22 protein-coding genes and 1 pseudogene are annotated in these 26,952 nt (G+C 54.2%); all 23 read right to left on the bottom strand.

The genetic code is table 11. The features are described 5' to 3' along the window. Positions 1-118 precede the first annotated feature (118 nt). Complete coding sequence (locus NA986_RS10480) at positions 119-607, bottom strand: CPCC family cysteine-rich protein (protein WP_023216767.1); 489 nt, start codon at positions 605-607, stop codon at positions 119-121. Then, positions 604-5,307, bottom strand: coding sequence for an RHS repeat-associated core domain-containing protein (locus tag NA986_RS10475; protein WP_023216768.1), 4,704 nt, complete (start codon positions 5,305-5,307; stop codon positions 604-606). The genes NA986_RS10480 and NA986_RS10475 overlap by 4 nt, the downstream gene beginning before the upstream one ends. 15 nt (positions 5,308-5,322) lie before the next feature. Then, positions 5,323-5,781, bottom strand: coding sequence for a DcrB-related protein (locus tag NA986_RS10470; RefSeq protein WP_023216769.1), 459 nt, complete (start codon positions 5,779-5,781; stop codon positions 5,323-5,325). Between the two features lie 59 nt (positions 5,782-5,840). Continuing rightward, positions 5,841-8,075, bottom strand: a complete 2,235-nt coding sequence (locus tag NA986_RS10465) for a type VI secretion system Vgr family protein (protein WP_023216770.1) — start codon at positions 8,073-8,075, stop codon at positions 5,841-5,843. Positions 8,076-8,470: 395 nt separating this feature from the next. Continuing rightward, positions 8,471-8,992 (bottom strand): DUF2778 domain-containing protein, encoded by a 522-nt coding sequence (locus NA986_RS10460; RefSeq protein ID WP_023994364.1) that lies wholly within the window; start codon positions 8,990-8,992, stop codon positions 8,471-8,473. A 23-nt stretch (positions 8,993-9,015) separates the two neighbouring features. Then, complete coding sequence (locus NA986_RS10455) at positions 9,016-9,432, bottom strand: DUF2195 family protein (RefSeq protein WP_001596567.1); 417 nt, start codon at positions 9,430-9,432, stop codon at positions 9,016-9,018. Continuing rightward, on the bottom strand, positions 9,429-10,217 hold the full coding sequence (locus tag NA986_RS10450; protein WP_001254128.1) for a TagF domain-containing protein: 789 nt from the start codon (positions 10,215-10,217) through the stop codon (positions 9,429-9,431). The genes NA986_RS10455 and NA986_RS10450 overlap by 4 nt, the downstream gene beginning before the upstream one ends. Beyond that, positions 10,217-14,086 carry a Type VI secretion protein IcmF gene (gene icmF, locus NA986_RS10445; protein WP_070793879.1) on the bottom strand — a complete coding sequence of 1,290 codons (3,870 nt, stop codon included), beginning with the start codon at positions 14,084-14,086 and terminating at the stop codon, positions 10,217-10,219. The genes NA986_RS10450 and icmF overlap by 1 nt, the downstream gene beginning before the upstream one ends. 236 nt (positions 14,087-14,322) lie before the next feature. Then, the gene (locus tag NA986_RS10440; protein WP_023216589.1) at positions 14,323-14,817 is read right to left on the bottom strand and encodes a T6SS effector amidase Tae4 family protein; all 495 of its coding nucleotides are present in this window, start codon (positions 14,815-14,817) and stop codon (positions 14,323-14,325) included. Further along, on the bottom strand, positions 14,814-15,599 hold the full coding sequence (locus tag NA986_RS10435) for a Rap1a/Tai family immunity protein (RefSeq protein ID WP_023232364.1): 786 nt from the start codon (positions 15,597-15,599) through the stop codon (positions 14,814-14,816). The genes NA986_RS10440 and NA986_RS10435 overlap by 4 nt, the downstream gene beginning before the upstream one ends. A 4-nt stretch (positions 15,600-15,603) precedes the next feature. Beyond that, on the bottom strand, positions 15,604-16,908 hold the full coding sequence (gene tssL / locus NA986_RS10430) for a type VI secretion system protein TssL, long form (protein ID WP_000132483.1): 1,305 nt from the start codon (positions 16,906-16,908) through the stop codon (positions 15,604-15,606). After that, positions 16,905-18,248 carry a type VI secretion system baseplate subunit TssK gene (gene tssK / locus NA986_RS10425; RefSeq protein ID WP_023205893.1) on the bottom strand — a complete coding sequence of 448 codons (1,344 nt, stop codon included), beginning with the start codon at positions 18,246-18,248 and terminating at the stop codon, positions 16,905-16,907. The genes tssL and tssK overlap by 4 nt, the downstream gene beginning before the upstream one ends. Positions 18,249-18,251: 3 nt before the next feature. Further along, positions 18,252-18,788, bottom strand: coding sequence for a type VI secretion system lipoprotein TssJ (tssJ, locus tag NA986_RS10420; RefSeq protein ID WP_001045936.1), 537 nt, complete (start codon positions 18,786-18,788; stop codon positions 18,252-18,254). A 66-nt stretch (positions 18,789-18,854) separates the two neighbouring features. Further along, positions 18,855-19,340, bottom strand: coding sequence for an Hcp family type VI secretion system effector (locus tag NA986_RS10415; protein WP_000119443.1), 486 nt, complete (start codon positions 19,338-19,340; stop codon positions 18,855-18,857). Positions 19,341-19,482: 142 nt separating this feature from the next. Then, complete coding sequence (locus NA986_RS10410) at positions 19,483-19,866, bottom strand: type VI secretion system amidase immunity protein Tai4 (RefSeq protein ID WP_000379146.1); 384 nt, start codon at positions 19,864-19,866, stop codon at positions 19,483-19,485. Beyond that, positions 19,851-20,336: a type VI secretion system amidase effector protein Tae4 gene (locus NA986_RS10405; protein WP_001081550.1), complete on the bottom strand. Its 486-nt coding sequence runs from the start codon at positions 20,334-20,336 to the stop codon at positions 19,851-19,853. Before NA986_RS10405 ends, NA986_RS10410 begins: the two co-directional genes overlap by 16 nt. 42 nt (positions 20,337-20,378) lie before the next feature. After that, a pseudogene (locus NA986_RS10400) lies at positions 20,379-20,573 on the bottom strand (type VI secretion system lipoprotein TssJ); the annotation flags it as partial. Positions 20,574-20,640: 67 nt separating this feature from the next. Beyond that, complete coding sequence (locus NA986_RS10395; protein ID WP_000312802.1) at positions 20,641-21,126, bottom strand: Hcp family type VI secretion system effector; 486 nt, start codon at positions 21,124-21,126, stop codon at positions 20,641-20,643. A gap of 252 nt (positions 21,127-21,378) precedes the next feature. Continuing rightward, entirely contained in the window at positions 21,379-21,825 is a 447-nt protein-coding gene (locus NA986_RS10390; RefSeq protein WP_020437319.1) for an STY0301 family protein, read from the bottom strand. A 12-nt stretch (positions 21,826-21,837) separates the two neighbouring features. Then, positions 21,838-21,996: a BPSL0067 family protein gene (locus NA986_RS10385; protein ID WP_254895323.1), complete on the bottom strand. Its 159-nt coding sequence runs from the start codon at positions 21,994-21,996 to the stop codon at positions 21,838-21,840. 14 nt (positions 21,997-22,010) lie between these two features. Next, positions 22,011-23,519, bottom strand: a complete 1,509-nt coding sequence (tssC, locus tag NA986_RS10380) for a type VI secretion system contractile sheath large subunit (RefSeq protein WP_000013884.1) — start codon at positions 23,517-23,519, stop codon at positions 22,011-22,013. 23 nt (positions 23,520-23,542) lie between these two features. Further along, positions 23,543-24,085 (bottom strand): type VI secretion system contractile sheath small subunit, encoded by a 543-nt coding sequence (gene tssB, locus NA986_RS10375; protein WP_000996815.1) that lies wholly within the window; start codon positions 24,083-24,085, stop codon positions 23,543-23,545. A 99-nt stretch (positions 24,086-24,184) separates the two neighbouring features. Beyond that, positions 24,185-26,824: a type VI secretion system ATPase TssH gene (tssH, locus tag NA986_RS10370; RefSeq protein WP_023216587.1), complete on the bottom strand. Its 2,640-nt coding sequence runs from the start codon at positions 26,822-26,824 to the stop codon at positions 24,185-24,187. Positions 26,825-26,952: the final 128 nt, after the last annotated feature.

Here is a 26,952-nt window from a genome sequence, read left to right as displayed (position 1 = left end):
GTACGTAGATCGGTAAAATCACAACATCATAGTACATAAGCTATAGCAAAGCTTAGCAAACTCATCAATAAGCCGGGAAGACTTAATTCTATTCCCAGCTTTTATTGTAGGATAGTAACTATCCTTTCCTATAAAAAATATCTTCTTTTGATAATTTTCCTAATTTTAACAATCTGTAATCTTTTAATGATGAATGATTGACTGTGCTATATGTTTCTATGCTGTCCTCGGACCTTCCATCATCTTCCCATTGGCAAATGGGGCATACATCATATTGCCCTCTTTCAGGCAAAGTCAAATAACTACAACACGGACATTTATTAAGTTCAGGATCATCGCCAATAATAATAAATTTCTTATTAAAACACTTCTCTAGAAAATTAAATAAGTATTCATTAGATATACCATAAAAAACTACGTCAACATGAAAATTTAAAAGAAAATCCTGAATATCACTATCATATATATCTTCATAAACAATAGGCTCACCAGTTTCTTCATCCAGATAGTCAGAAAACAATATGTCTTCTATTTCAGAATTCGATAATAATGCTATCTTATATATAGCAAAAATAATGATCGCCGATTTTCTTCTAATAGTATTCATTTATATATTACATCCGCTGGTGATAAACCTGTTTTACCTAATGCCACATTGACAGCATCCTTAAAAGGATCAGTTGTTACATGTTCGGGCATGGCCTTATAAAAAGACAGTATCTCCCTAGATTTAGCATTACCAACCAAAACACGATTAGTTGCAGGATCAAATTTTATAATTTGATTTCCTATTTTTGCATATTTATAACCGGGTGAATTATCCATGAGGAAATCTTCCATTAGTTCATGATACTGTTTCATTGATATATTACCAAACTCACCTTGCTCAAGAACATGCTTTCTATAATGATCACCTAACTTCCCTTTAGCCCATTTATTTTGACCTTTCTTCCAGTTTACTCCACATGTAAATAAACCAAATGGGTCGGTCCAACTTAATGGATTAGGCGCATACGCATATAAGTTTATTCCACCTCTCAGCGAGATTGGATCGCCCGATATAAACTTCCCGATATCCGGATCATAAAATCTGTACAAATTGTAATGCAGCCCCGTTTCCCTGTCCAGATACTGCCCCTGGAAACGCAGGTTCTGCTGTACGGGCCGGGTTTCTTTTTCATGCGTCAGGTTCCCCCATACCTGATAGCCCGCTTCCCAGACAATATTGCCCCTGCCGTCCGTCATCTCCTCCGGCGCGCCGTTTACGTCCGTATGGTAATACAGCACCTCATCCGCTTCGCCCGGCGCCGCCCTGTCCACCCGCGCCAGCGGCTCGTGGCTCCCCTGGTCGCTGTAGATATACAGGCTGCTGCTTCTTCCCAGCCTGCACTCCTGCGCCAGCCGCATTCCGTCCCATAAAAACGTCGTCCGGTTATACGGCTTTCCTTCCGCATCCAGCTCGTGCTTCTCCACCCGCCTGCCCGGCGCGTCGTACACGTACCCGTAACGCCGTACGGTGTCCCCCCGGGTGACCGCCACTTCCGTCAGCCGGTGCTCCGCGTCCCAGCGGTAGTGCTGCGTGCCGTTACGGCCCCGCTTTTCCACCACCCGGCCATATTCATCGTAACGGTAATGCAGCCCACGGTATGACGTTATCCGGTTGAACGGCACCACGCTGCCTGCACCCGCCTGCGCGGTCTCTCCCTGCCGCCTGTCCAGCAGGTTCGCCGCCGCGTCGTACTGCCAGCTGTCCAGGTATGCCTCATTCCGGCACGCCGTGATACGCCCCGTCGTGTCGTAAAAATAATCCGTCACCCCCTGCCGGCTGTGCCGCTTTTTCAGCAGCTCATCCTGGCCGCTGTACGCATATTCCCGGTCAATAAACGTCTCCGGCACCACACCGCGCATTCCTTTACAGGTCAGTTTCCGCGTTAACCGGCCCGTCCGGTCGTACATCCGCCGCGTGTCCAGCCGCCCCTGGCTCCGCTGCACCTCACGGTGCAGGTGGTCGCGCGTGAACTCGCTGATGACATCACGCCCCAGGTTGATTTGCTGGAGATGGCCGCTCCCGTAGTACAGGTACCGCAGCGTCCGCCCGTCCGGCATCTGCGTTTCTGTGCGGTTGCCCTGAACATCGTACCGGTGCTGTAGCACGCCCTGCGCCGTCTCCTCGCTCAGCAGGTTACCCGCACTGTCGTAGCTGAACCGGATAACTTCCGGCTCTCCGCCTTCCGCCGCATCATGCCGCCTGCGGCGGATTTCCAGCAGACGGTCCGCCGCGTCGTACCGGTATTTCGTGCGCGTCTCCGGCGTGATTTTCGCCGTCAGCCTCCCCGCCGCATCACGCTCCAGACCGTGGCGGATTTCGCCCCCGCGCTCCCCGCCGTATATCACTGCCGTCACCGCATTCAGCGCGTTATACCCGTATACCCGGCGGCTGCCGCCGGGGTCCGTCTGTTCCGTCACCCGGTCCAGAACATCGTACCGGAACCGGTAGCTTTCCCCGTTCTCGTTCGTGAGCGTGGTCAGCCGCCCGTAAGCGTCGTACTCATACGCCGTTCTGCGACCCGTCGCATCCGTCTGCCTGCGCACCCGCCCCTGGCCGTCCCGCTGCCAGCGTGTTATCTGCCCTGCCGGGCTGGTGTATTTCACCAGCCGTCCCGCCGCATCCGGCTGGTAACGCTCCGTACGCCCGTCCGCGAACATGACCTCCGTCAGATGTCCGTTGCCGTCATAGCTGTAACGCGTACTGTTACTCTCCGCGTCCGTCACCCTTTCCAGCCGCGTGCGTTCATCATAAAACCATGCCGTCTGCGAGCCAGAACAGTCCGTGTGGCGCATAAGCTGCCCGTCTTCGTTCCACTGCAGGTATTTATCTCCACCCCGCGCGTCGGTTATCCGCACCACCTGGCCGTGCCGGTCATACCCGTATACCGTGCGCTGGTGCAGCGGGTCGATGACCGCCTGCAGGTTGCCCCGCTCATCATACTCATAACGCCACGCCGCCCCCGCGGCATCCACCTCCGTTTCCGGCTGGTGCCACACCGGATGCCACTGCGTCTGCTCAACCCGGCCCAGCGGGTCATGCGTCTCCGTCAGGTGGCCGAGACGGTCATAGACATAACGCCATTTGCCGCCCTGCGCGTCCGTCATCCCCAGCAGTAACCGCTCTTCATCGCTCCAGCGGAAAGTGGTCATCTGCCCGGCCTCGTCCCGGTACGCCGTCACCAGGCCCTGCGCATCCCACCAGTGGCAGCGCGTACGCCCCAGACTATCCGTCACGCACAGCGAACGTTCTGCCAGATTCCAGTCCAGACGGTACTGCTCGCCGCTGTCCGTATGATGGCCCGTCACCCGCCACGCCGCATCGTCCGGGCCTTCAAACCACGCCCAGGTGTAGTAATACCGTTCGCCGCCCGGCTCCCGGTGCATCGTCATGCAGTCGTTGTCGTCGTACGCAAACTCGCGCTGATACTGACCTGCGTTGTCCACCACCCCGTTCAGCCGCCCCGCCTCATCGTAGCGGTAACGCCGCAGCAGCTCCGGCTCCCCTTTCGGGTGATGGCGGAAGATGCGCGTCACGCGCTGCGGGTGCGCTGCCAGCTCATAGTGCAGCCGGATGCAGGGGCGCTGCCGATCGCCGCTGATTTCCACCAGACGCCCGTGGTTGTCGTAGGTCAGGTGCTGGCAGTTACTGTTGCGGTCGCCCAGCATTTTCAGCCGCCGACGCTGTGGGCTGAACGGGTCCGCTTCAAACAGCCTGTACACGCCGTCATCACTGCTGATAAGCCAGTGGCCCTGTTCGCTGCGCCGTACCGCCAGCCCCTCGCCGGGGCTGTAAAAACCGCTCCCCGGCTCCACCGCCTGCAGGTCAATTCGCCGTCCCATCGGGGCCACATACGTCATGCAGTTTTCATCCGGGTTGTCCGGCGTACGCTCCAGGCACACTTCATACAGCACGCTCCAGCCCCGCCCGAACATCCCCTCCGTCCGTTCATCACGGCTGCTGTAGGTCCGCTGCCACTCCAGCGGGAAGTGGCCGGGCAGACTGAAATCAACGTCATCATCGCCTGCCAGGTACTTGGCTCCGGTGGCGGCGTTTACCGGGCGGTTCAGCGCACTCCCCGCCTTCTGAACCATCATGTTAATGCCCAATCCCATCATAAAGCAGGCACTTTTAGCTGACGCCCGTCCGGGCTGCATGAACGTCAGCGCAATGGTGGTCACCAGGGTTATTTGTGACTTACCGCTTTTGATATCCCGTACCACCAGAAGCGGCCCGCCGATACGTACATCACCGGATACATGTACGCCGTTCTCAGGCTCATCCACCACTTTTGCCTCGCAGGTACAGCGTACCCCGCTGCGCGCCGCAGGCTGGCTGTTGATACGCACATCCCGCGTCCCTTCGGCGATATATTCTGCTGCGGGCGGCTCATCGTCGCCTTTGAACAGGTTCGACACGCTGCCGATAAGCGCGCTTGCCGCCTGAAAACCGGTTTCCAGCACATCGAAAGTGTTCATCGCCCCCAGTACCGTCCCCACCGGGTCATCCGTCAGCGCCTGCAGTTTCTGCGCCATAAACTGGGTGAATGAAGAGGGATGTTTGTGGCAGTCGATTTTATCATCCTGTTTCGGGTCAGACCCCGGATATGCCGTTGCCACCGTGGGCTGCCACATCTCTGAAATAAAGTGGCCCGTGTCGGAAAGCATATCGCCCGCCTCTGCCAGAGCATCATTTCCCAGCGAGGCCCATCCTTCCGCTGATCCCATCCGGCTCACCACGGAAACGACGCCCTTAGCCATATTCTCTGCCCGGCCTTTTACTGCATCCAGATATTCCCCGGCCACATCCCACATTGATTTGGCGTCCTGCCTGCGTTTTTCTTCTTCTGCCTCTGCCTGCGCCTGCGCATCCAGGGTTTCTACATCATGGCGTGATAATGCCGTTGCCGCCGCCCGCGCCGCCCGTTTGCTGTTAATCCGGGTGTCGCCTGAGCCGGTCAGGATATATCCCTCAATTTTCGGCGGAAAAAGGCTGTTGGCTATGTCTTCACAGGCTTTACTGATTTTCTCCCCGGCGCCACTCAGCAACATCGTCGCGCCGACCACGGTCCCCACAAGTAATACGGCGCTGCATCCCAGCGTTGCCACCGTAGCCCCCGTCGCCAGCGCCACAACAGCCAGTGCCGCAAAATCAATAACCGCATTGATGGCGAATTCCAGCGCACTGCCCACCAGATCTGCCAGAAAGGACGTATGCAGCAGCGCGTCGCCTTCCCTTGCCGCCCAGAATGCTTCTCCCATACCACACTCCCTGTGTTATTGTCCGATTGCCGTGTTTTCTGGGTCCAACCTGAAACGCAGATTCTTTTTGATATCCGCCCAGCGCCCCCTATCCGCTTCGGTTAACGCTGTTGAGCGGGCATAGGTCAGGGCCATCATTACCCGGCTGCTCTGTAGCACAAATACCGCCTGGTACTGGTATACATGCTCATTACCCCGGATGAACTGACTCTGTATTTCCAGCCCCTCCATTTTCCCGTCAATACCCAGCCGGACAACCTGTGCTGGCGTATAACGCAGTTCCTTAACCTGCTTTTCCAGTTTTTTCATCTGTTGTTCAACCTGGGACGCCAGTTCATCACCGTCCTGCATTTTGCCGCGGCTGATAATCAGCGCCGCATCCGGATCGCTCAGGCGGATCATATTGAGGGTGCTGTCCTGGGATATATTACCGGAGAAACTCAAGATGGCTTCGTTGATATAATAGTTCGTCATGATTATATAAAATCCTTTTTGGTCTGAAAGTGTTGATAAGTCCGGCACTAAAATAAAAACTATTCTTTGGGTGGGAAAGTTTCTTTAATTACTGCTGCCATTGCTGTTTTTTCTGACTCACCAAATGTTCCCACTTTGGGTTCTCTTTTATTCATATTTAAATCCAGCTGCCCTTTTATAGTATTAATCTGACCATCGGCATCTGTTGCAGTAATATTGAACGTTTTACAGGTTACGTAAAATTCCCCCTTACTGCTCATGTACAGAACGGTGTCACCACAACTCAGGGTAATAGAATCACCCGCTGCCAGATATAACTCTTTTACCGTCTGAATGGTTTTATTTCCTCCGGCCAGAGAGGTATCGTCATACTGAACTTTATGGTCGCGGACAGCGCCAATAGTGGCTATTTCTGACTGATCAATGACCTTAACCCGATTATTCCCCACCCAGTGACTTTCATTATTATTAACTTCAATACGCTGATCTTTTTCAGCATGTAGCCAGACCTCTTCACTACCGGGTTTATCTTCAAAACGCAGGGCGTTGGCATTGGTCGGTCCGCCGCCGATAGTGTGGCTGTATATCCCGCTCTGTGTTGCCGCGCCCGGCAGTCCCCACGGCGGCATGGTGTCCTGGTTGTAGGTACGCCCCACGATGATCGGCAGATCCGGATCGCCGTTTTTGAAATCCACCAGCACTTCCTGGCCGATACGCGGGATCTGGATCATCCCGAAGCCTTTGCCCGCCCACGGGTAGCTGACGCGTATCCAGCAGGAGCTGTTTTCATCCATTTTGCCATAGCGATCCCAACCAAACTGTACCTTTACCCGCCCGTACTGATCCGTCCAGATTTCCTGGCCCGCCGGGCCGGTGACGATGGCGCTCTGCGGCCCTTTGGTGTGGGGTTTGCTCACCGTCCGCTGCGGGCGGAACACCTCGCGGGTGGGGTGCAGTTCAAAACGGGTGGAAAAGGTAAAGTGCTGGTCCTGCCCGCTGTGCTGCGCGTTGTCCTGCACAAACAGCAAGGTCTGCATCAGCAGGTATTCCTGATTGACTTCGGCAGTGGGATAGTTTTCCAGCGTGAAGGTATAACCGGTCATGAGTGTGCGGATATTCCCTCCCCCCAGCACTCGACTGCCGGGGCTGCGCTGCGCTTCCATACGAATGCGCGTCAGCATCTCGCCTTCACTCTTGTCGAAGTAGTCTCCCGGCCACTCATAATGCTCGTAGGTGGCATGACCGGTTTCACGCGGGTTTGCCACGGTGTTTGCCAGCAATGAACGTGGCTTCGTAAAATCGAAATCATCCAGCACCCACTGGCCAGTCCGCAGACTCTCGTTTGCCGTGATAGTGTGGATAAACTCCTTGTCCAGCTTCAGTCCTTCCTGGTGCCACTCGACCAGCGGCGAGTCCGGACATGCTTTGTGGGCGCTGATGGCATCCGCCAGCACCAGCGTGTGGCTGTCCTCGCTGTGCTCAAACCACCAGTAGATGCCCCACTCCTGCATCAGTCGCTGAAGAAAATCAAAATCAGTTTCACCGTACTGCACCTGCCAGGTGCGTACCGGGTAGCTTTCCACCAGCCGCTTTTCCACCGGGTAGGGGTATTCCGCCAGCACTTCATCCAGAATATCCACCACGGTTTTATTCTGGAATGCTTTGTAGTCGCTGGTATGGGTCAGCAGTTTTACCCACGGCTCCATACGCAGCTCATAGGTAACCGAACGCCCTTCATGGCCCACCACCCGCGCCGCCGTGACCAGCCCGCTGATATGCCGTTTACCGCCACCATCCAGTTCGATGTTGACGCACAGATCTTTGCCCACCATCGGTTTGAGCGGCAGGTTGGCCGCCGGGGAGACATAGCCCAGATTCAGGGTGTCGGGCGTTTTTAGCTGTACCACATAGCTGAACAGTTCACTTAATGTTTCGCCGCCGTCCAGGCTGGCGAACAGTAATGCGCCCGGCGGTACGGCGCTGCCGCTGACCGTCACATTATGCGCCCCCGGCCCGCCTGCAACAGCGGAGACGATGGCCGATACCGCATCCTGCGCCATACCTGCGGCGGCGGCGGCCTGCGCCGCTGCCACCGCGGCTTTCACCAGCCCTGATGGCTCCGGCAATGCGCCAAATAGCGATCCCGCAGCCTGTTCCACAGCGGCTTCCGCCGCATCTGCCACGCTTCCGGCGACTGAATCTGCGGTGACACCGCCACTTTCTCCGGTTATCGGCGGCGTGGTTGTCGTCAGCCCTCCCATACCGGATTTATTATTTGTGGATACAAAACTCATGGTAGTGACTCCTTTAATACCGGATTAAAATAAATAGACTCACCGTCAGGAAACAGTGCCCCGCACTTTATAATGCAACCAGCCTGTTATATTTAAATATTTACCAGAAGAACAGGGTATATTGCTGACAAGAGCCATGAAAATAAAAACACAAAAATTAGCACATAACATAAATACTGAATTACATAAATAAGGAAATGAATATAACAATATTATGATTTTATTTTTATTACGCTTACCAGATTCACATTGCATTTTATAGAAATTTGATTAATAACCAGCACACCGCCAGTCATATACTTTATCATCGTGCTCATTACTTATCTGGCCACCATTGTAATGATTGTCAACCACAGCACGTCCAGACACGATAATTTCAGCCGGTTTTAACGGTATTATTGTTTTGTTCCACCATTCGTTTGCTGACCAGAAACATACTTAACATTAACCGTAAATGTCTTTTCACCATTTTCTTTTTCCGTCTCCTGTTTCAGAATACGGAAAAACACCGGTTCCACTTCAATACAACCATGACTGTAACCTTTGGTGGAATCATGGATATAAAAACCACCCCGCTTGCCCCCACAGGCTTTTCGGGTCTTCTCATCCGCTGATTCCAGCCGGATACGGTTATATCCCCAGTTAGCCCAGTACATCTCACATGTTCCGGCAGCCTGGCCTCGCGGAATGGTACTCCAGCCCCATGATGGTCCCAGATCACAATCCGCAGCATTTCTTATCGGTGCCTCCCCCTGAAACTGAATAAACAATTTATAATTCCCTTCCGGTATCGCCGCATCCGGCACACACTGTTTATCTGGCCACTGTAAATCCGGTAACCCCGTGGTCGCCTTAAATATCCCGATACCAGGCCATGTCAGCTTTTGTCCATCAAAAGTCAGTCTTACTGCCATCATCTTCTCCCTGACTATTCTGTGTATTACAGCGGTGGTGTACAACGTATCATTAGCGCCAGCTTCTGATCCCGTACAGACTGGTTATCCACCGATAATACAAAGCTGAAAGGATAACGTCCCTGCATCTTCGCCAGTGAAATATTCCCCTCCTGAAGGGAATATGCACTTCCGCGTCCGTAACCCTCAACATCCTGCGCCAGTAAGCTGGTATAGTTGATTAATGTTGAGAAACAGCCACATTCACCGGTACTTTTTTTCAGTGTGACCGTTGTTTTCAGAATGGTAAGGTTATCCATTTCCTGACGATGAACGGGATGGATATCCACACACTCCGCCAGCGGGTTATCAATGTTTACATCTGTTCCGCCCCAGGCAAATACGGGCAGGAACATTCCTGCACAGGCAGACATAAACAGAACCTCTACAGCGTACTTTTTCACAGCATCTGACCTCTATTTTCTTCATCCACCAGTCGCAGCGCATCCACATACCGCCCTTCACTGTTCTGCTGCCAGAACCAGCCTTGCCCCGGTGTTGCCTGCCCCAGCGTCTTACCCGGCCAGCCCGGCCACGGCAGATAACGCACGCCCGGCAGTTCTACTACCGGTGCTTCATCCGGCAGCCCGGTCAATTCCCGGCTGCGCTGCGATGTACGTCGTAACCCGCGCAGCCACTGCGCCCACCACGGCCCCGGCTGCCACATCGCCCATAGCTGGTCCACTTGCTCGGTCAGCCGCCCGCGCCGCATCGTGTCCGGCGTGATATGCTGCGCCGCCAGCCTCGCCAGCCAGTACAGCCAGCCCTGCGTCTCCTGCAAACTCTCGTCCAGCCACTCCCGACCGCAGCGCTGGTAAATCACCAGCGGCCACGGGCGTCCCACGCTATCCCGTGACGCCATCAGCACTCCGGTCAGCCAGTCAGTCGTCCCACCCATCGGCAAAAATCCCGGCGACATCACAAAGCTCCACGGCAGCGGATGGTGTTCCGGCGCGGGCATATCATGTTCGCCACGCGGCGACAGGTGCATCCAGCCGTCACGCTCTTCATCGGTCGTCTGGCCTTCCGGCAACACGATATGCCGCCCGCTGCCCACCCACGTCTGGCGGTTCAGCCAGTCCTGCCATATTCGTCCCTCTTCAGCGCCCACCCGCCAGCGCACATAGTCGCGCTGGTCCGGCAGCCTGCCGAACATCGCCGGGGCTGATACCACCGCTGGCCGGCGCATTACAGCGCCCTCGCCGGGCAACTGAAGTTCTGCAACAGCTCCCGGCTGACCGGGTTAAAATCCCGCCCGGCGGTGATTTCCAGCACCACCCGGCGACCGTCAAAATCATATTCCACCAGTTGACGCCCCCGCACCGCCGTTTCCTGTACCATTCCGGCGTCCAGCAGATGAAACAGCGCCCACGGCCCGCCGGTCAGTAGCGTTGAGGTGTCCTGGCGGATACGCGGGCTGGCGGTGATTTCCGCCATCGAGCCGTTGCGCGGTCCCGGCCACGTCACTTTCAGGGGCCGGTCCGGACCATGGGCGTAGCGCAGCACCTGACCGTCGATATCAATCACCAGTTCCGTGATGGCCGGGTCCATATCCACCACGCTAATCTGCATCGACCAGGAAAATTTTTTCCCGCCCTCGCTGTTAAAAAACACGCTGCGAATCTGCTTCGCCTGCTGAAACGGCGTTAAATCCGGCCCCTGCAACGTCATGTTGCCTTCGGTCGGTTTGTAGCGCCACGGGTCGCTGGCGGTGTCCGCCAGCGGAGCCAGTTGTTTGCTCCAGAAAGCATCCAGTACGCCGCCGCTGGCGAAGATGCGGTTAAAGTCCTCGGCGCTGACCTCCTGCGGACTGTCGGCGAACGGATAGCGCCCGTCGATGGCGTCACGGCAGTCGTCGCCCATCATCGCCTCCATCTGGGTGTTCAGCACGTCGCCGGTCCCGGCGTTGATTTTGCGCGTTCCCTGCTTCGTCAGATCCAGCAGGATGTTTTTCAGCGGCGCAGGCAGTTTCGCCGCCTCCAGTTGCAACTTGTCTGCGGCAGTAATGCGCGCTGGCAACGTCCCCGCCGCCAGCGCGCTATCAGCAATGGTCAGTTGGGTGTAATACTCGTTGAGCATGGTCAGCAGCGAAGCGATCTGCATCGTCCCACCACCGCTCTGTCCGCCGTCCGCCCGCCCGGCAATGACCTCGCGCAGCGCGGCGAAACGATCATCCACCAGCGTTTTTTCCAGCCGCTCTTCCGGGTGAATATCCTGGAACAGTTTTGCCGTCTGTACCACTTTCCCCGCGTTACCGGATGCGCGCTGCGCCAGTTGTTTCTGTCTGGCCTGCGGGTCCGGCGGCGGCACCAGAGTGGTCTGCTCCACCACCGCTTTTCCCAGCCGCATCAGCGGAGAGTCCGGCGACGCCAGGGTGCGCAGCACCTGTAAATCATAGGCCAGGCCGGAACTGCCCTCTTCCCCGGCACTGTTGATACTATGGATACTGTCCAGAAAATCCTGCCAGCGGCGGGCATATTCCGTCAGGTACAAACGGCGGACTTCGCGGGCGACAGACTGCTCCTGCCCCGGTATCTGGCTGCGCAGGCTGTCAGTCAGCTTTTTTGGCGTACTCTCCCGGCCCATCACCCAGCCATCGTTCGCCGTCGCCGCCGCCACAAATTCCGGTAATCGTTTGTCGAACAGCTCCCGGTAACCTTCACGGGTAAAAATACCCGGCACGCCCCGATCCAGCGGCGCGCCGTTGCTACGCACAAACACCGTTCCCGCATCCGCGCCGACGGCGCGTACCAGCGTGAACTCCTGCGGCGCTTCGCTCTCCATTGCCGCCAGCGCCCGCGCATAGATACGCTCGGTACTGGTGTGACCGTCGAGGAATGCCCGCGCCTGACGGATCAGCGCCTCATTTTTCTCATACGGTGAATGCACCACCCGGCTGCCGTCAAACAGCGCTTCGATATGCGTCAGCACGGCGGCGCGCCCGCCGAACCCGGCCACGCTGTCGCTGTTCCCCAGATCGTTAATCACCCACGACTGGATCTCCGCCGCGTTGTATTTATCTTCGTGATCTTTATCCAGATTCAGTAGCAGATAGATGCGCAGGGCATCGTAGGCCGCTTTACTGTCCTGACGGGCAATGGCGTCCGCCAGCACATACTCCATCCGTTTCACCAGCGGCGGCAGCAGCAGTTGATCCAGCAGACGGTTGTACAGCGACGCCACGCTGTCGGTTACCGGCGGTACGCTGTACAGGCCGTAGCGCCAGGTCAGCGGCGGCGCGTCCGGGTCCAGTTCCGGCCAGGCGGACAGTTCCCTTGCGCTGTCCAGCAGTGCCGGGACGGGAGCCATCGCCGGTTTACCGGTGTAGGCTTTCACATCACCGTCCAGCCGGGTCGCGCGGGCGCTGATTTCATTCAGATAGTCGCCGTTGGTCTGCTGGCTGGTCTGCATCCCCTGCCACAACAGGAATGCCAGCACCAGTACCAGCAGGTGCCCGCCGAGGCGCAGCAGGCGGTAACGCCAGGCCCACTGGAGGTTTGGCTCCACCAGGTGCGCTTCACGGAAAATAAACTGTGTCAGCAGGTCATGCAGGAAGTAGCTGCGGTTGCCGTCCGGCAGAGCGTGCGGGAGAGAGGTGGAGGATTCGCCACGGGCGGTTTTTATCGCCCGGACAAAGCGCTGCCAGATACTCAACTGGTCGGCCACGGCGTCGGCCTGCGCCTGCGCGGCGCTGGTGAAAAACACCCCGCGCAGCGTGTTATTCAGTTGCGTGGCATCGAATTTTGAATCGAGGAAGATCTGTTCAATAGCCTCCAGCAACGGCTCGCCGAGGGCGGCGAACTCACGCGGGAAGGTATACAGCCGCTGGCGGCTTTTAAGGTCGTACTCTTCCTGTAACCGGGTATCCAGTCCCTGATCCAGCCGCAGCGTCAGGCGCGCCAGCTCCTGCGCGCAGGCGGCGTGCAGCGCCTGCGGGTCGCCCGCTTTTCGCCTGCGGCTGTACGGCAACGTGAAGCCCCAGATTTGTGCGCGAAGATGGCTGGTCAGCGTGCGAAAATACTCGCTGAACCCCGGCAACAAATCCATTTTGGTGACCACCAGATAGACCGGAAAGCGAATCCCCAGGGTCTCGCGCAGTTCTGCCAGTCGCGCCCGCAGAGCGGCGCAGGCCGCCAGGCGTTCCGCCGGTGACTGTGCGGTTAAATCCGCCACGTTTAGCGTCAGGATCACGCCGTTAAGCGGCGCGCCGGGGCGATGTTTACGCAGCAGACCGAGAAAGCCCTGCCACTCTCCGGCGTTACGCTGCGCGGCGCTCGCTTCGCCGCCGTCATCGTGGCGGGCGTAGCGTCCGGCGGTATCAATCAACACCGCTTCGTTGGTAAACCACCAGTCGCAGTGTAGCGTGCCGCCACCCGGTACTGTCAGGATGCGCGAGGTCTGCTCCATTTGCTCCGCCAGCGGGAACTGCAATCCGGTGTTCAGCAGGGCCGTGGTTTTGCCGTCGCCGGGACTGCCGACCACCATGAACCACGGCAGCTCATACAGAAAGCGTTTTCCCTCGAAGATTTTACGCCAGCCAGGCATATCCACCCGCAACTGCCGCAGCTGCCGGATGGCCTGCGTGACAATATGGTTGACGGTGCGCAGGTCGGCTTTGATCTCGCCTGCCACCGGTACCTCTTCCCCGCGCGGATGCAGGAAGCGACGCAGCAGTTGTTCATCCATACGCAGCGCACGCCACAGCCGGTACAGGCCGTACAGCGCATACACCAACAGGATGAAACCAATTAATGTCAGGCGGACCCACAGCGGCGCAAACGGATGGACATCGCCCAGGGCCAGCAGCGGTGTGACGAAGCCAATCGCCAGGCACAGGACACTGATGCCGATGATACTCATCGACCAGTTGACCAGCCACAGTACCAGCAGCATCAGCAACAGGGCAATGGTCACTACCCGGCTACCCACGGAGGCCAGCGGGCGCAGGGTATCAAATGACACCAGCGGCCCGACAAACCAGACCAGCAGCGCCAGAACCAGAACGCCCACAATCGCCAGCGCGCGCCGGGAAAAAAGCAGACTGAGAAATTTTTGCATTATATTTCGACTCGCCACCCAATAATCAGTAACAGCAAAGCGCTGAGACCAGAAAACAATCTCCCGTTACCGTAATTAATTTAAAAAAAATATAGAAAGCTCTTGAAAAATAATAAATCCGGAAGTCAAAAATACTTCACGGACCCTGAACGTGTGTTTTCGTCTCTCAACCCTTCAGAATTCCGGCATTATTACATTCCATTTCACTCAAATCACACGAACGGAATTTCAGAATTTTAGCGTAATTCCCAGAACCAAATTTGCTTACAGGTAAAATAACAGTGTGAATGACATACTGCCCCGGCACTGGTCGGCTCAATCAGATCGATATGACTACCACTCCCACCATTATATCCATCAATTTTCCAGAAGAAGACCACACCTTTTTTATTACCCAGTTCTGTCTGAAATTTAGTCGGATCACGCCAGACCGCAGGTTTACCGAAAACAGTTGCCTGCGAAAGTATATCTGCCAGATTTTTAGCGCCTGTTTCAATGCTCCGGCCCTTCCACTTGCCCTCTTTTATCGGGAGAAGACGGCCTTTAAACTTCACACCTGATTTAATTAATGCCACGCTCATACGGGCCGCACAGGTATTTTCAAACTGAGCACCAAGTTTCCCCTGGTCATAACCAATGCCTGCATAGAAATCTTTCGAATCAACAAAATCAGGACTTTCAAAAGATGATGAATTATGATTAGACTTTAGCACTGAGAATAAAGGTTTCATTTTTTAACCCCTGTATCACATGAATATTTAATTAATTTATCCATAATAAGCTCAGCCGCGCGAGAATTAAGTTCTTTATGTGTTTTATTTTTAAGAAAAACATAGACAATTTCATTTAATGTTAGCGTCTTAAATAAATCGTATCCACACCATAGTTTTTTCTCCGTTGCATCCTCCACGCCAAGCAGATAGATACCCGCCCTGAGTTTATCCAGTTGATTACCAGATACCCAAAATTTAAAAAAGTCATTACCTGAAAGATTAAGCGCATCCGGCGTCAGGGATAACACAGGAGATGACCGGGAAGCAATTTTTACGGAGGGTTCAGTCCCCTGACAGGGGAAATTTTTAACTAATGCTTCCTCTATCAGCACCGAAGCTCTTGCATCAGGCTTTTTCACAGAGTACCGATCAAGCCAGGCCAGCACAGTATGGTTTATTGTTATACTGTCAACCTGACCATATCCACACCACGTCTTACCTTCTGTGGCATCCGCTACCCCCAACACATACATCAGTGTATTATCTTTTTCCTGTAAGTTATCACTGGCATAAAATCCCAGAAAATCCCGTATACTGAGGTTGACATTATCGGGGGAAATGAATCCTGCGTTAATCAGGGACCCGGCAAAAACGCCACCGGGTAATAAACAACATAAAATGATCAAAAAAACACGGATAGATCGTTTTATGTGATATGTCGCTGAGATCCGATAATAATCCCCCGTCACGCCACATACTGCCGAATGATGAGACACATCATAGGTTGATTTTTTCATCATTCATTCACTCCACTACCAGAATTTCCACCCGACGGTTTTTCGCCCGCCCGGCTTTACTGCCGTTATCCGCCACCGGCACCGTATCGCCCTTGCCGACGATATGTACCCGTCCGGCAGGTACGCCGCCGGAGGTCAGCAACGCCGCAACTTCCGCCGCCCGTTTTTCCGACAGCACCAGGTTGGATGGGAATTCAGCCGAATGAATGGGCTGGCTGTCAGTGTGACCCGTTACAGTGACTGCGCCGCCCACGCGGGCGATTTCCCGCGCCGCTTTGTTAATCACTGGCCGGATTGCGTCACTCACCGTTTTCTGTCCCGGCACAAACATGGCGTCGCCACGGAAGACCACCCTACTGTGCTGGTCATCTTCGTCCACGGTCAGCAGGCCACGGGCGATTTCGTTTGCCAGCAGGATTTTCAGCCGCAGCTTATGAACCGGCACGGGCGGCGGCGGCAGTTTTATACCAATCGCATCAATATGCTGTTGTACGGTGACGGTCTGCACATCCATCCGGTGGCTGTAAAGGCCAAATAGCGTCAGCATCGCCAACAGGGCTATCCCGGCGCTCAGCCAGACCGGCACCCGGCGCATCCGCCGCAGTCGTCCGCTTATCGCCCCCTGAAAGTCAGGCGAGAGCGCGGGCATAACCGGATCGCGACGCTGTGAAAGCTGTGTCAGCAGTTGCTGGCGAATATTGTCCAGTTGCTTACGCCCGTCTGGCTGCACGCTGTAGCGGCCTTCAAATCCCAACCCCAGCAGGTGGTAGATAACCTCCAGTACGTTGCCATGCTCCTGGAAGCTGGCCGCCAGACGCCCGATGATCTGGAAAAGTTTTATCCCGCCTTCGCTTTCACCATGAAATGTTACCAGCAGGCTTTTTCCGGCCCAGACGCCGCGCCGTCCCCAGGTTGTGTTATTGGCGGCTTCATCAAGCGCCGTACACAGGCAGTAACGTACCGCCAGTACGTGCTCGCGCCGCAGGTTCGCCTGATCGCATAATGTCTGGTACAGATGCATCTCGCGTACCAATAGATTACGGTAAGGCTCTACCAGGGCCGCATCCAGTTTAGCGGGCATGGCTGCGAGAGCGCACAATAAAGGCCGGGCAGCGGCGAGCAACGGGTTAGCCGCCGCGCTGATTTCAGCCAGCCGGAGTTTGCTGTCCGGACCGTCTTCAACGATGACATTGAGTTCCGTGCGCTGGCTGGTGTGTACCGGCGTTTCATATTCACTGTCCTTATGCTCCGGCGTGGTGGACAAAAAGGACATCATGTCCGCCGCTGGCGGCGTCAGGGTACTGTCTGTCATTTATCGCGCACTCCCCACAGTTCTGTCTCCAGCCCCGGAAATTCCCCGGCGGTATGCATGGCCATCCCGCCGTAACGGGCAATGTGTTCCCACAATGCTCCCTCGCGGCGGATGTCGTAATAGATGTATCCGGCCTGAAACGGGATTTGGCGCGGTGGTACAGGCAGAACCTGCAAAGCCAGCCCCGGCAGATGCGAGCGGATCAGTTCCGGCAGGCGATCGGATGGCCCGATTTTGGTCTGGGCGGCAAAATGTTGCAGTAGCACATCGGTCGGCATTGAAGCCTTTATCGCCAGTACCAGCGTGCTGAAATCGGCAAGATCGGAAGGGGCCACCACCGCATTCAGGATGCCGTAAGTCCCCTCTTTCAGCTCGATGCGCTGCGCGCCCCGGATCAGTACCGCATTCAGCAGGAACTGCACCTCATCAACCAGCGATTTCACCCCGGCATAGGGCGTCAGGTGTTTGTACTCTTTGTATTCAGCGGGCCGTCGCGTTTGTGGACGCACATAGGTGGAGAGTTCCCCGGCCAGTTCGGACAGGTAGCGATACAACACTTCCGGGGCCAGCGGCGTTTTCGCCAGGTGGGTCAACAGCGGCTCAAAGCGATTGAGAATTTGCAGCAGCAGGTAATCGGAGACCTCCGCTGCTTCATGGCCGTGGTTGTCGCTGCCTGTCAGCCGTTCCGCCAGCGAATCGGCCCGCATCCGGATGAGATCGTTGATCCACGACAGCCAGGTACACATCAGTGAACTGGCCTGATAATTAATGATGGGCGGGATCAGGTCGTGGTCGATATCTATCCGCCCGTCAGGGTTCAGCCCGGTGATGCGGGTCAGCGGCAGGCCAATCCAGGCGCCCGTCACCGCTTTTTCCGGCAGCAGCCGCAGGCGCAGGTGACTGAGCTGTAATAACTGCGCGCCACGTCCCAGCGAGTTGGCGTCGCGGATGTCGTGTTCATGTACCGAGAAACGCGCCAGTGATTCCGGGTTATTGTCAAACGTAGTTTCTTCGCTGTTCGGCGCGCGAACCGGTACCGCCAGACAAATCTGCTGGTTCAGGTGCTCCGGCAGGATGGTCAGCGGCGGCGGCAGCGGGGTGTGGTCCGGTGCGTTAAACGGCGTGCCGTCAGGAAAAATCCCTGATGCCTCTTTCAGTATCAGTTTACCGATGTTCAGCGCTTCGCCATCAATATTGTAGTGGCTGAATCCCCAGAAAAAGGGGGTCAGCGGCAGGCTGCGGTAATGCATGACGTGTTCCAGATAACGCTCTTGCTGCTGAAACATCTGCGGCAGTAAAAACTGTCCTTCACTCCAGACTACGCGGTCATTCCAGCTCATAATTCATTTATCCCGTTCCGTAATTACAATGGCGCTTTGTTCCAGTTCCGCCTCCAACTGCACTTTTCCTTTCCCCGGTACGAAGCTGCTGTACCAGGCTTTTTCCGGGGCCTCCGGGATTTTGTAGGTTACCCGCCAGACCGATTTGGCCAGGTTACGGTATCCGGCCAGTACGCCGATTGCCGTGGTCTGCGCATTCAGCGGGCGACGCAGTTTTTTCTCTTCGCCGGGACGCAAAATAAAGCTGTCGCGACGCACTAAATCGTCGGTAAGGACGGATTTGTCGTTGTCATGGAGCGACCAGTAATCGGCTGTCGTGAAAGCGGCGTCATTTTTTAGTTCATAAACACGAATCTCAATGGGCGCGGCCTTCTTCTGATTGTCAGGATTCACCTTATCGGAGGCTTTCACGCTCAGGTCGAGTCGCTGTGATTCGAGGTCAGGTAACGCATCGCTACTGCCGCATCCGGAAAGCAGGAGCAGTACAAAAGGCATAGCTACCGCACATAACCGCCGAGTGGGGTTACGCCATTTATTCACTGTAAATTCCTTTAAAATCAAAACAATAAATCCGGCCAGATATAAATCTGGCCGGAAAAACAGCCGTTAAATTTCTTTGTTGGCCTTGAAGTCGTAGCCTGCGGTGATGGTGCCGCCGCTGCCGCCCTGCTGGTTCTGCACCACGTATTCCTGCTTCACGGTGCTGAAGGAGAGTTCAATTGATTCGCGAGACGCAATTTCCCCTCCCTGGCTTCCGCTGGGCGATACCATTGCAATAATCAGATCTGTGAAAGTGTACTTGAGGTACTCCAGCGGATTGCCGCCAGCCTTACGCATAACCAGAATGGCCTGCGGAATGTGCTTACCGGAAGAGCAGTATTTGAACAGGTTCGGGCTGGCGCGATCGATGTAATGTTCAAATGAAAGATTAGTGACGGAGACCTTACCGGAACCGAGACCGCTACCGGCGTGCATGGTGGATTCCTGATGAATATTCCAGCGCCAGCTCAGTACTTCAATTTCATTTTTGTGTTTGTCATCCATTGACTCGCCGTCAATGCCGTCAATTTTCAGAAAAATGTCATAAGACATATCTACTATCCTTTTAACTACCTAAATTAAGCCCTGATTTATCTGCTTTATTAGGTGAACAGATTAACTATTCCTGTACAGCTCTTTCTTACCCATAAATTCATCAGAGCAAGAGAACGTATGCTTTTAATATCTTTGAATTTTACTTCTCGACACGCCTTTTAATTAATTCATTTAATTCCCTGTCATGGATAAAATCTATGCACTTCATGGTATTAAAATCTGATGATATCGAACCGTTATATTTCAACCCTGAATATTTTTTCGCAATCTCATCAATTTCATGGTAAATCTCCACAGATTGTTTACCATATTCAAGGTAAGCACTGGCCGTAGCTCTGGCATCGTTTTTAACGACATCATCTTTGTATACTAATGCCAGACAATGACTCAGCGCCCAATTTTTTAAGAGTTCCGACTGTGAATATTGTGTGGTCAATGCTTCTTGTGCAAAGGATGGCTGCCATACCAGCATTCCACTTATGCTGAAAGTAACTAATATTAACCATTTCACGGCAGTATCCACAGAGTCCCAACTTCAGGAACAAATGGTCCATTATCTGGGTCATTTAATAAGTGGCACTGATCTGAACAGATACTGCCATTCCATAATGTAACGTGTCCTCTGGCATTGCTCCAGCCATGCCCTTTTACTACGATAATTCCTTTCTTCCCGATAAAGTCACTCTGTTTCGGATTATTAACAATAAGATCAGGCTTGCCCATAGTATGAGTAAGATAATCAATCATATCATTCACGCGATAAATATAGAATTTATTATCGGCACCACTAACCTTTGCATACGGAGAGTTACGGGCTATTGGGAACCCTGTCGCATTCAAAACATAGCTCATTCGAATAGGGCAGGCATTTTGAAAATAACCACCAGTTATATTTTTCCCAACGTTTCCACCAATAATGCTACCCACATCAGCGACGGAATGATTCACCTTCCTAAAAGCTAACCACGCTTCATTGAATGAAGGTCTGTTCATTTTGCTTAACCTCTAAAAATTCTGTGTAGGTCATTAATTCTCAACACGTATCTTCATGGACGCCGCTTTCTTCTGATTGTCAGAATTCACCTTGTAAAACGCTTTCACGCTCAGGCCAGGCCGCTGCGATTAGGGGTCAGGTAGCGAATCGCTACTGCCGCATCCGGAAAGCAGGAGCAGTGCAAAAGGCATAGCTACCGCACATAACCACCCAGTGGGGTTACGCCATTTATTCACTGTAAATTCCTTTAAAATCAAAACAATAAAACCAGCCAGACATAACATCTGGCCGGAAAAACAGCCGTTAAATTTCTTTGTTGGCCTTGAAGTCGTAGCCTGCGGTGATGGTGCCGCCGCTGCCGCCCTGCTGGTTCTGCACCACGTATTCCTGCTTCACGGTGCTGAAAGAAAGCTCGACCGTTTCACGGGAGGCGATTTCACCATCGTGGCTGCCGCTCGGGGAAACCACGGCGACAATCAGGTCGGTGAAGGTATACTTGAGGTACTCCAGCGGATTGCCGCCAGCCTTACGCATAACCAGAATGGCCTGCGGAATGTGCTTGCCGGAGGCGCAGTATTTGAACAGGTTCGGGCTGGCGCGGTCGATATAGTGATCAAAATCCAGGTTGGTGACGGAGACCTTACCGGAGCCGAGGCCGCTACCGGCGTGCATGGTGGATTCCTGATGGATATTCCAGCGCCAGCTCAGTACTTCAATTTCATTTTTGTGTTTGTCATCCATTGACTCGCCATCAATGCCGTCAATTTTTAAAAAAATGTCATAAGCCATTTTTATATCCTTATTAAGTTTTACTTAAAATAAACCTGATTTTATCTATATCTTTTTGTTTATAGATAAATCATTGCCGTACAGAATCCTTCTCCAATAACTTCAGGAGAACAGAAGACTGTATATTTTCCGGTACCGATAATGTATTTAGTTATTTTATGAATTTGCATTATTTAATGCATATGAATAATGCTTCATAACTTCCGATAATAAAAACCATAACCTGTACTGAAATTTTCACGTCTCAAATCGCTAATTACAGATAAAAGATATAGACTGGTCTTCTGGCGATCCCTCAAAATTATGAGTCTTACAGCGAGTAGAAGAAGCAGGTATTGGTTGCGTCAACCATATCTGTTCATGACCATAAATACACGAAACCCAATAGCGATCGGTTTCTTTATCGCTAACACGTTCTGTTTCCCATACAGACCAATTTTCACCGTTTACTTTTTTAGTCTCTGGTTTGAGATCCATCAGGTTTTCAGGTTTACCCTGCGTTACCCCAATACTACTTAACCATAAACGCGACATATATCGAGGAGAAAGCTGCCACGGCGCTGGGACATCAGACTTCAGGCTCACAGCAGAAGACTGAGTATCAATAACAGCCGGACAACTGACTTCCCAAGCCACAGCATATTGTGAAAAGAGCAGAACAATACCAGGTAACAGATGAAAAGTTGAGCTTATGGTCATAATATGTATTTCCTACTCAATAATATAAAAAGCTTCGGCATTGTTACTGGCATCCGGATATGTACCATCACTACGTATCCCACCTTTACGAGAAAGTGGGCGAGACGAGATTCTTTTCTTCATATCCCTCTTTATATTCTCTATCTTCTCTATCTTCACTCGCTTAAACATTCATAAAATATATATCAGGCATTGCCCTGCTTCACTGACGGCAGTTTTGTCACCAGGCGCAGCGATCCCGTCAGCCCTTCAAGCTGGAAATGCGGACGCAGGAAGAATTTCGCATCATAATAACCTGGATTGCCTTCGACCTCTTCCACCACTACTTCAGCGGCAGCCAGCGGACGACGGGCTTTAGTTTCTTGCGAGGAGTTCACCGGATCGGCGTCGACATAATTCATAATCCATTCATTTAGCCAGCGCTGCATATCCTCACGCTCTTTAAAGGAACCGATTTTGTCGCGGACGATACATTTGAGGAAGTGAGCGAAGCGCGAGCAGGCGAACAGGTACGGCAGACGGGCGGACAGGTTGGCGTTGGCCGTCGCGTCCGGATCGTAGTATTCCTGTGGTTTTTGCAGCGATTGTGCGCCGATAAAGGCGGCATAGTCTGAGTTTTTACGGTGGATCAACGGGATAAAACCGTTTTTCGCCAGTTCAGCCTCGCGGCGGTCAGAGATGGCGATTTCGGTCGGGCATTTCATGTCCACGCCGCCATCGTCAGTCGGGAAGGTATGGCAGGGAAGATTTTCCACCGCACCGCCTGATTCCACACCGCGAATCAACGTACACCAGCCGTAGTGTTTGAAGGAACGGTTGATGTTTACGCCCATCGCGTAGGCCGCGTTGCTCCAGACGTATTTGGTATGGTCAGAACCATCCGCATCTTCTTCAAAATCAAACTCGTCCACCGGGTTGGTTTTTGCGCCATACGGCAGGCGGGCAAGAAAACGCGGCATCGTCAGGCCAATATAACGGGAGTCTTCGCTGGCCCGCAGCGAGTTCCACGGCGCATATTCCAGGTTCTGGGTGACGATTTTGGTCAGGTCGCGGGGATTCGCCAGCTCCTGCCAGGAGTCCATTTGCAGTACCGAGGGGGAAGCCCCGGCAATAAACGGCGCATGGGCCGACGCGGCGACTTTGGCGATAGAGCCGAGCAGATCCACATCGGGCGGTGTATGGTCGAAGTAGTAATCCGCAATGATACAGCCATAAGGTTCGCCGCCTAACTGGCCGTATTCGGCTTCATACAGTTTCTTGAACATCGGGCTTTGATCCCAGGCGATGCCCTTGTAACGCTTCATGTTGCGCCGCAATTCATCTTTTGACAGATTCATGAAGCGAATTTTCAGCTTTTCGTCGGTCTCGGTGTTGTAAACCAGATGCTCCATACCGCGCCACGAGGATTCCAGCTTCTGCCAGTCGGGATGTTGCAGAATCAGTTTGATCTGTTCGGTCAGCTTAAAGTCGATCTGCGCAATAATAGCGCTGATGCTTTTATAGGCGTCATCGCTGACGGTGATCGTGTTCGCCAGCGCCTGTTGCGCCAGCGTCTGCACCGCAGCTTCCACGGCTTTTGCCGCCTGGGTAGTCTTGGGTCGGAAGGCCTGATTCAGCAACGCATCAAATTCACCGGATGCGGAGACGGTATCCTGAGCAACCGCGTCGGTTGCCTGCATATTACTGTTTGCCATGAAAATTCCTTAAAAATTCGACGTTATTCCGCTGATTCATTATCCGCTGACACACCTTGCTGGGTAGCGGCCGGTTTCGGCGCATTCGCCAGCGTTTTCAGCAGAGTCGGGTCCTGCAACAGTTTATTGACCAGATTTTCCGCCCCGGCCTTGCCATCCATGTAGGTCTGGAGGTTCGCCAGTTGAGTGCGGGCTTCCAGTAACTGGTTCAGGGCGTCCACCTTGCGGGCAATCTGTGCCGGCGAAAAGTCGTCCATATTTTCCAGGGTGATATCGACCATCAACTGACCTTCACCCGTCAGCGTATTCGGCACGGCGAACGCCACGCGCGGCGCAATGGCTTTCATGCGCTCATTGAAGTTATCAATATCAATATCGAGGAATTTGCGATCCGTCACCGGCGGCAGTTCTTCACGCGGTTTCCCAGCCAGATCGGCCAGCACCGCCATCACGAACGGCAGCTCGATTTTTTTCTCAGAGCCGTAAATCTCTACGTCATATTCAATCTGCACGCGCGGCGCGCGGTTGCGCGCGATGAATTTCTGCGCGCTATTGTTGATAGCCATAATCCTTCATTTCCTTTTTAGTCAACTGGTTGCCGCCAAGGGAGCGGTATACCGGTACAGTTTTTAAAATCGCACTACGGACACTTCGAACAGCCGGTTTCAGCAAACGATCTCAAAAACAATCTGCTCATCACCATTAACGCCGATATCAATCTGCCTGATCGCGGCTTTTTCCGTCATGGCCTGCAACCAGTAGCGCGACAGTTGTGGCAGGATGTGCTGTTCGATGTAGCCAATCAGCAACCGCGCGCCCGTTTCATGCATTGGACAGCACGCCACAATATGTGCGACCAGTTCCTCGCTATACGTCAGCGTCACGCCGTGCTGTTCACCCATCCGCGCCACCAGCCGGTCAAGGTGCAGACGGGCAATCACGCCACGCGACGTTTCGTCCAGCGGCAGGTAAGGGATCACCGTCACGCGGCCCAGAAATGCCGCCGGGAAATGCTTGCGCAATTCCGGCATTAGCGCCTCTTTAAGCCCCGTAGCATCGGGCATTAAGGCCGGATCTTCACACATCTGGCTGATGAGGTCGGAACCCACGTTGGTGGTGAGTAATAGCGTGGTGTTTTTGAAATCGACATGTGTTCCCTCACCGTCCTCCATCCCGCCCTTGTCAAACACCTGATAGAAGAGTTCATGGACGTCATGGTGCGCTTTTTCGATCTCGTCGAGCAGCACTACGCTCCAGGGGTGGCGACGCACTGCTTCCGTCAGCACACCACCCTCGCCATAGCCCACATAGCCGGGGGGCGCGCCTTTCAGCGTGGAAACGGTGTGAGCCTCCTGGAACTCGCTCATATTGATGGTTACCAGGTTCTGCTCACCGCCGTAGATAGCCTCCGCCAGCGCCAGCGCGGTTTCGGTTTTACCGACACCGGACGGCCCGGCCAGCATAAACACGCCCACCGGTTTGCGTGGATCGCCCAGTCCCGCCCTGGCGGTCTGAATACGTTCACCAATCTGCGCCAGCGCGCCGTCTTGCCCGGTAACGCGTTGCGCCAGTCGGGCAGGCAGTTCCAGCACCTGGCTGGCCTCATCTTTCACCATGCGCCCGGCAGGAATACCGGTCCAGTCGGCGACAATCGCCGCGACAACCGCCGCGCTGACTTCCGGGAACACCACCGGCGCGTCGCCCTGCCACTCCCTTAGCGCCGTTTCGGCCTGTTGCAGCGTGGTTTTGTCATCAGCATCAGACTCTGCGAGACGCAGTTCCTGCAACGTATGTACCAGTTCCAGCTCCCGCTGCCAGCGGGATTCGGATGCAGTCAGTTCATTGTTGAGCGAGAAAATTCGCGCCGTCAGCGCATCGCGCCGCTCATCTGACTGAATCCCCATTTTTTCCTGCTTCTGCAACAGCGACCGTGCCATTTCCGCCGCTTTTAGCTGCTGGCGCAGGAACTGTACGCTGGCAGGCGGCGTGTGCAGCGTCAGCGCCACGCGGGCCGCGGCGGTATCCAGCAGGCTGATAGCCTTATCCGGCAACTGCCGGGCGGGAATGTAGCGGTGAGAAAGCTGTACCGCCGCACGTACCGCCTCATCCAGAATCAGTACGTTATGGTGTTTTTCCAGCGTATCCACCAGACCACGCACCATTTCCATTGCGGGGCTCTCTTCCGGTTCGGCAATCTGCAACACCTGAAAACGACGGGTCAGCGCCGGATCTTTCTCAATATGGCGCTTGTATTCGCTCCAGGTGGTGGCGCCGATAGTCCGCAGGGTGCCGCGCGCCAGCGCCGGTTTCAGCAGGTTAGCGGCATCGCCCGTGCCGGATGCGCCGCCCGCGCCCACCAGAGTGTGAACTTCATCGACAAACAGAATAACCGGCTGCGGCGAGCGCCCGGCCTCTTCCAGTAACCCTTTCAGACGCGATTCAAACTCGCCTTTCATGCTGGCTCCGGCCAACAGAGCGCCAACGTCCAGCGCCAGCAGCCGTACTTCCCGCAGCGCGGGCGGCACTTCCCCCTGCGCAATCGCGAGGGCAAAACCTTCGACGACCGCCGTCTTTCCGACGCCCGCCTCACCAGTCAGTAGTGGATTATTCTGGCGACGGCGCAGCAGAATATCCGTCATGGTGCGGATTTCATGCTCACGCCCCGTCACCGGGTCGATTTTGCCGTCGCGCGCCTGTGCCGTCATGTCCTGACAGTATTTTGCCAGCGCGGATTTACCGTCCTGCACGCCGTTGGGAATCGCCTGGCTGCTTTCACCGGGAGTGGCTGATGCCAGACCGGAGCCGTCGTAAGGGCGCTCCTGCGCTTCCGGCGATGTTTCGATCAACGAGGGCAGTATTTCCGTCAGTTCATCAACCGGAAGCATGGCCAGCGGCGCGCAGATACTGCTCAGTACCCGACGCAGTTCTGGCGTGGTCAACAAGGCCAGCAGCAACCAGCCGCTGCGAATTTTGTTATCGCCGTAACGGACGCTCGCCAGCATCCAGGCCTTTTCAACGCTGAGATCGATATGGTGAGAAAAATCACTAATGGCGCTGGCCCCGGCGGGCAGCATATCCAGTTGCCGGAGTAACGCTTTCTCCACATCAGAAAGAGGGATCTGGTAATGCCGAAGAACGTGGAGAATATCGTTATCGGGCTGCTGTGTTAACTGGTGCAGCCAGTGAGTCAGCTCAACCCAGGGATTAGAGCGTAGTTTGCAAAATGCCGTTGCCGATTCCAGCGACCGGAATAGTGGGCCGGCCAGTTTTCCATACAACGCACTGCGTGAAACAGGAGTTTCCATGTGTTATGCCTTGTGACATAAAAATTCATAAAAATAATGCATCAATGCATATAAATATATAAACAATTCTTTATTGATAGCCTCGAAAAAATATCGAAACAAAACAATGATACAGATCAGGGACTAAT

Origin of the sequence: Salmonella sp. NW177 (assembly GCF_051811585.1) — a bacterium.
GTDB lineage: Bacteria > Pseudomonadota > Gammaproteobacteria > Enterobacterales > Enterobacteriaceae > Salmonella > Salmonella enterica.
The sequence above is the reverse complement of the archived record's forward strand: the minus strand, read 5'-3'. Positions and strand labels throughout refer to the sequence as shown.

What these genes read in the sequence shown, in the direction of transcription:
- NA986_RS10480 (WP_023216767.1), bottom strand. Translation starts at nt 607, where the DNA reads ATGAATACTATTAGAAGAAAATCGGCGATCATTATTTTTGCTATATAT.
- NA986_RS10475 (WP_023216768.1), bottom strand. Translation starts at nt 5,307, where the DNA reads ATGGGAGAAGCATTCTGGGCGGCAAGGGAAGGCGACGCGCTGCTGCAT.
- NA986_RS10470 (WP_023216769.1), bottom strand. Translation starts at nt 5,781, where the DNA reads ATGACGAACTATTATATCAACGAAGCCATCTTGAGTTTCTCCGGTAAT.
- NA986_RS10465 (WP_023216770.1), bottom strand. Translation starts at nt 8,075, where the DNA reads ATGAGTTTTGTATCCACAAATAATAAATCCGGTATGGGAGGGCTGACG.
- NA986_RS10460 (WP_023994364.1), bottom strand. Translation starts at nt 8,992, where the DNA reads ATGATGGCAGTAAGACTGACTTTTGATGGACAAAAGCTGACATGGCCT.
- NA986_RS10450 (WP_001254128.1), bottom strand. Translation starts at nt 10,217, where the DNA reads ATGCGCCGGCCAGCGGTGGTATCAGCCCCGGCGATGTTCGGCAGGCTG.
- icmF (WP_070793879.1), bottom strand. Translation starts at nt 14,086, where the DNA reads ATGCAAAAATTTCTCAGTCTGCTTTTTTCCCGGCGCGCGCTGGCGATT.
- NA986_RS10440 (WP_023216589.1), bottom strand. Translation starts at nt 14,817, where the DNA reads ATGAAACCTTTATTCTCAGTGCTAAAGTCTAATCATAATTCATCATCT.
- NA986_RS10435 (WP_023232364.1), bottom strand. Translation starts at nt 15,599, where the DNA reads ATGATGAAAAAATCAACCTATGATGTGTCTCATCATTCGGCAGTATGT.
- tssL (WP_000132483.1), bottom strand. Translation starts at nt 16,908, where the DNA reads ATGACAGACAGTACCCTGACGCCGCCAGCGGCGGACATGATGTCCTTT.
- tssK (WP_023205893.1), bottom strand. Translation starts at nt 18,248, where the DNA reads ATGAGCTGGAATGACCGCGTAGTCTGGAGTGAAGGACAGTTTTTACTG.
- NA986_RS10415 (WP_000119443.1), bottom strand. Translation starts at nt 19,340, where the DNA reads ATGTCTTATGACATTTTTCTGAAAATTGACGGCATTGACGGCGAGTCA.
- NA986_RS10405 (WP_001081550.1), bottom strand. Translation starts at nt 20,336, where the DNA reads ATGAACAGACCTTCATTCAATGAAGCGTGGTTAGCTTTTAGGAAGGTG.
- NA986_RS10395 (WP_000312802.1), bottom strand. Translation starts at nt 21,126, where the DNA reads ATGGCTTATGACATTTTTTTAAAAATTGACGGCATTGATGGCGAGTCA.
- NA986_RS10390 (WP_020437319.1), bottom strand. Translation starts at nt 21,825, where the DNA reads ATGACCATAAGCTCAACTTTTCATCTGTTACCTGGTATTGTTCTGCTC.
- NA986_RS10385 (WP_254895323.1), bottom strand. Translation starts at nt 21,996, where the DNA reads ATGTTTAAGCGAGTGAAGATAGAGAAGATAGAGAATATAAAGAGGGAT.
- tssC (WP_000013884.1), bottom strand. Translation starts at nt 23,519, where the DNA reads ATGGCAAACAGTAATATGCAGGCAACCGACGCGGTTGCTCAGGATACC.
- tssB (WP_000996815.1), bottom strand. Translation starts at nt 24,085, where the DNA reads ATGGCTATCAACAATAGCGCGCAGAAATTCATCGCGCGCAACCGCGCG.
- tssH (WP_023216587.1), bottom strand. Translation starts at nt 26,824, where the DNA reads ATGGAAACTCCTGTTTCACGCAGTGCGTTGTATGGAAAACTGGCCGGC.